Below are 4,716 nucleotides of genomic sequence, written 5' to 3' on the forward strand. Positions count from 1 at the left end.
GGGTATAAAATCCCCAGCACTCCGACGAGGCCAATGGCGGCGGCGGTAAAAATAGAGACCACGCGGATATTATTGCGGGTATTGGCCTGTTGCCTGGCGGCATCCTGCTGACTCATAACGACTCCAGAGTAAAAATTATCTTTGTTATTTGCTTCCCGTCGCGCGTTTAAGCGCAATGCGAGCGGTAATACGCAGCCTTATCAGGCGCCAGAACACCCATATCAGCGTGCCGGCGGAAATCATCGCCGTCAGCAGATAGGTGTCATTGTAGGCAAGAATATTGGCCTGCAGCGTTGAGGCGTTCTGCAGGAGCGTGCTGGCCTGAACGTTCAGCAGCGCGCTGTCGCCAATCTGGCTTTGATACATCTGGCTGTATTGCTGAAGGCGCTCGGCAATCAGCGGATTCAGCGTGGTTATCTGGTCGGCGAGCTGGCTGGAGTGAAACTTTTCCCGCCAGGTCTGAAAGGTGCCGAGGATCGCCGACCCCAGCAGGCCGCCGATATTCTGGCTCATGCCAAATAGAACCGAAAAGCTCACCAGGTTGCGCTGGTCGGCAATGACTCCACCGATCCCGGCCAACATCGCCGGCGCCAGGAAGAAGGCGCTGCCGAAGCCGAGCAGGAACTGGCTGAACATCAGCTGCTCGGGACGCGTCAGGATGGTCGACTGGCTGTCGAGCAGCGAGGCTACCATGATCAGCGCCAGCGCGGTGGCGGTGGGCCAGTAGAGCCGCTGCGGGTTCAGCGTCAGGCAGCTGGCGATAATTCCGCAGAGGATCCCGGCGAAAATCGACCACGCCAGCTGGGTCATCTGCTCGTTCTGGAGCCCGACGTACTGCAGCCAGCCGATAACTCCGGTGTTCTGCTCCGCCAGCACGATCCGCATCAGCAGCATAATTAACCCCAGGCGCAGGATACTGCCGCTGGAGAGCCAGTGGGTGTTGAGCAGCGGGTTGCTGCGGTTGTGCTCGAAGGCGATGGCCGAGACAATCAGCACCACCGCACCCGCCAGCGCCCAGCCGATCCACGGGGCCTCAAACCACCAGTCAAGACGGCCCAGCGAGAGGACGGCGCAGACCAGCGCCATGCCCGGGGCCAGCAGAATAAAGGTAATGAAGTCCTTTTTCTCGAACACCTTCTTCCGATCGCTGGGGCGCAGCTTGAGCACCATCACGCAGGCGAGTGAGACCAGCGCCAGCCCCAGTTCAAAAAAGTAGAGGCCGCGCCATTCGTCAAGCTGCAGCAGCTCCGTGGAGAAGAGGCGGGCGAGGGGGATCGCCAGCGACGAGCCGGTGATCCCGATGGTCAGCGCCTTCAGGCGGTGGCGGGCGGGCCACGCCTGCACCTGATAATAGATGCCCAGCGAGCTGAGCGCCGCAGCCACCATGCCGTGCGCGGCGCGAACCATCATGGCCGAGCTGAGATCGTTGACGAAGAGGTGGAAAAAGGTCACCAGCACGTACAGCACCAGGAAGCCTTCGGTAAAGGCGCGCAGGCCGAACTGCTGGCGAAATTTTACCAGCAGCAGATTGATTGAGACGTTGGTCATAACGTAGACCGCCGGCAGCCAGGCGATCTCCGTTGACCAGGCGGCGAAGGTTCCCTGCAGGTTCTGCAGGTTGGCGGTGACCACCGCGTTGCCCAGTGCGCCGGTCAGGCAGACCAGCAGCCCGACGATGCCGTAGGCGATACGCTTTGGCGTAGAGTGAATCGGCGTCGACGGCGAACCGAGGATCGCCGGCTTTTCATGCGGCGCCCAGTCGTGGGGCACGTAGGGGTTTTCAGAACGGCGAGGCATTACTTTTTCTCCACCTCGCGCAGCAGTTTTTCCAGCACCAGGTGGGTTTGCTGCCGCTCCTCGGGGCTAATGGCGCTTAGGATCTCTTCGCGTAAATCATCGGCCACCGTTTTGACCTGCAGATAGAGTTCAAGGCCTTTGTCGGTGGCAACCAGCAGGCGCTTGCGCCGGTCGCTGTCGGTTTTTACGCGCTCCACCAGCGCCAGGTCCACCAGCCGGTTGATCAGCGGGACGATGGTGGCGCTCTCTACGCCCAGCTCCTGGGCCAGCTCGCTTTGCGATAGCGGCTGCTCGTTGCGGGCAATCGCCGAGACCGCGACCCAGCTGGCCTGGCTCATGCCGAGGTCCTTGAGCCGGCGGTTGACCGCCAGCCGCCAGTGATGGGCGGTGAGGTAGAGTAAATGGGAAAAGGTGAGCTGTCGGTTATCCATAATCTTCCGCAAAGTCATTAGAGCTCTAATGAGTTTATGCCCGACGGATTGGCGAATTCAAGGATAAATAGAAAAATTGTTAATGGGCTGTACGTAAAATGTACGGAGCGGCGGTGAAAGGACAAAAAAAGCCCGGGCCAGGGCCCGGGCTGTCGTGGCGATCGTCGTTGAGCCTTAGCCCGGATAGATCCCGCGATCTTTACGCGCCATCAGAATACGCTCACAGGCAACGATGTAGGCCGCGGTACGCAGAGAACACTCCTTCTCGGAGGCTTTCTCGCAGACGTGGACGATCGCATCGGTCATGATGCGGTCCATTTTGGCGTTGATCTCCTCCTCGCTCCAGAAGAAACTCGCCATATCCTGCACCCACTCGAAGTAGCTGACGGTCACGCCGCCGGCGTTACAGATAACGTCCGGCACCACGATCACGCCGCGCTCGGCCAGCACGTCATCGGCCTCAGGGTAGGTCGGGCCGTTCGCGCCTTCCAGCACCAGCTTGCAGCTGATTTTTTCCGCGCGCTCGCGGGTGATCTGACCCTCCAGCGCCGCCGGGATCAGAATATCCATCGGCGTGGTCCAGAAGGCTTCTTTATCGATTTCACGGGCGCCAGGGAAGCCGGCAATCTGCTTCTTCTCCGCCTGCCATGCGGTCAGGGCGGCCATATCAATCCCGCCCTCGTTGAACAGCGTCGCGGTGTGGTCCTGAATCACCACCACCCGAGCGCCAACTTCGGAGAACAGGCGGGCCGCTTCGCTACCCACGTTACCAAAGCCCTGCAGCGCAACTTTCGCGCCCTCAATTTCAATTCCGAAGCGGCCAGCCACTTCGCGACCGGTGATAAACACGCCGCGGCCGGTGGCCTTTTCGCGACCGAGAGAACCGCCGAGGTGGATTGGCTTACCGGTGACCACGCCGGTGATGGTGGTGCCGTGGTTCATGGAGTAGGTATCCATCATCCACGCCATCACTTTGCCGTTGGTACCGACGTCCGGCGCCGGGATATCCTTTTGCGGACCGATGATAAGGCCGATTTCGCTGGTGTAGCGGCGGGTCAGACGCTCCAGCTCGCCTTCCGACAGGCTGAACGGGTCAACGCGAACGCCGCCTTTCGCGCCGCCGTAAGGAATATTGACCGCCGCGCACTTAATGGTCATCCAGGCAGAAAGCGCCATCACCTCGTTGAGGTCAACGTCCGGATGGTAGCGAACACCACCTTTACCCGGGCCACGCGAAAGATTGTGCTGTACGCGATAACCTTCAAAATGGCGGATGGTGCCGTCATCCATCTGCACCGGGATATCGACGATCAGCGCGCGCTTCGGGTGACGCAGGGTTTCCACCCAGTAGGCGAGATCGCCCAGATAAGGCGCTACGCGGTCGATCTGGCGCAGATAGGTGGTCCATGGAGATGCACTACTTTCAGATGCGTAAGATAACTTTTCCATAAGAGTCCTGTTCTCAATGTTATTTATATCGTGTGAAACCGTGGAATAGGTACAGCAGTAAACTCTGTGTGAAGAATAATATCACCAATTTTATAAAGCAGTATTTGACGGCCATGGCGAATTTTAAATTTTTGTTAGAAATTTTATTTTTTAAGTGAATAACTAAGCACTGGAAAGCCACCTCATGCAATGCATTTATATGCATATTTTATGCAAATTAGTGAATATAAAAATAAATTATCCATATTTTTCATTATCTTGATGATCTTCAAAAAGTGAATAAATGCCGTGATGCCGTATTGACTTTACGGCACAACAGGCCCCAGCATGAGAGCACGCAATACACAAGGTGTTAACCGTGACTTAACAATTACCCCTGCGTTGATAAGGGCTTTATTTCCTGCGCTGAATTTCACCGCCGCGCAACGGATTCGCTCGCAATAAAAACGGCGGCCGGGAATTGTTAATTTCAAATATCCACGACTGACAAATTTAATTATTGTCAACCATTGTTCCGGAGAAGTGTTATGTCAGGCAGTATTACTCGTGAAGATTTTGATTCTTATATGGTTCCCTGCTTCGCTCCGGCCCCGTTTATTCCGCTGAAAGCGGCGGGTTCGCGAGTATGGGATCGGCAGGGTAAAGAGTATATCGACCTCGCGGGCGGTATCGCCGTTAACTCTCTTGGGCACTGCAACCCGGCGCTGGTGGAGGCGCTAAAGGCGCAGCTCGACAGCCTGTGGCATATCGGCAACGGCTATACCAACGAGCCGGTGCTGCAGCTGGCTAAAACGCTGGTTAACGCCACCTTTGCCGATAAGGTTTTCTTCTGCAACTCCGGGGCGGAGGCCAACGAAGCGGCGCTGAAGCTGGCGCGCAAATATGCGCACGACGAGTTCGGCGCCGATAAAAGCGAAATCATTGCCTTCAACAACGCCTTCCACGGCCGCACGCTGTTTACCGTTTCCGTTGGGGGACAGCCGAAGTACTCCTGCGATTACGCGCCGCTGCCGCCGGATATTACCCATCTGCCGTATAA

The 4,716-nt window shown here is 57.3% G+C and carries 5 protein-coding genes and 1 pseudogene; 1 reads left to right on the forward strand and 5 read right to left on the reverse strand.

From position 1 onward, the window contains the following. From PFH44_RS25020 to PFH44_RS27990, 5 genes and pseudogenes are all read right to left on the reverse strand, one after another. A pseudogene (locus PFH44_RS25020) lies at positions 1-116 on the reverse strand (HlyD family secretion protein); the annotation flags it as partial. Positions 117-144: 28 nt separating this feature from the next. Further along, complete coding sequence (locus PFH44_RS25025) at positions 145-1,797, reverse strand: MFS transporter (protein WP_283826496.1); 1,653 nt, start codon at positions 1,795-1,797, stop codon at positions 145-147. Continuing rightward, on the reverse strand, positions 1,797-2,228 hold the full coding sequence (locus tag PFH44_RS25030) for a MarR family winged helix-turn-helix transcriptional regulator (RefSeq protein WP_045855151.1): 432 nt from the start codon (positions 2,226-2,228) through the stop codon (positions 1,797-1,799). Before PFH44_RS25030 ends, PFH44_RS25025 begins: the two co-directional genes overlap by 1 nt. Before the next feature lie 174 nt (positions 2,229-2,402). After that, a complete protein-coding gene (locus tag PFH44_RS25035) occupies positions 2,403-3,677 on the reverse strand; it encodes a Glu/Leu/Phe/Val family dehydrogenase (RefSeq protein WP_041145285.1) in 1,275 nt (424 codons plus the stop codon). A gap of 182 nt (positions 3,678-3,859) precedes the next feature. After that, positions 3,860-3,970 carry a hypothetical protein gene (locus tag PFH44_RS27990; RefSeq protein WP_349632156.1) on the reverse strand — a complete coding sequence of 37 codons (111 nt, stop codon included), beginning with the start codon at positions 3,968-3,970 and terminating at the stop codon, positions 3,860-3,862. A 234-nt stretch (positions 3,971-4,204) separates the two neighbouring features. On the opposite strand from PFH44_RS27990, the gene PFH44_RS25040 reads away from it, so the two are divergent. Continuing rightward, a partial coding sequence (locus PFH44_RS25040) for an aminotransferase class III-fold pyridoxal phosphate-dependent enzyme (protein WP_283826497.1) occupies positions 4,205-4,716 on the forward strand: 512 nt, incomplete at its 3' end.

The sequence above is a fragment of the Klebsiella sp. Ech2A genome (genome assembly GCF_030078455.1).
Lineage (GTDB): Bacteria > Pseudomonadota > Gammaproteobacteria > Enterobacterales > Enterobacteriaceae > Klebsiella > Klebsiella terrigena.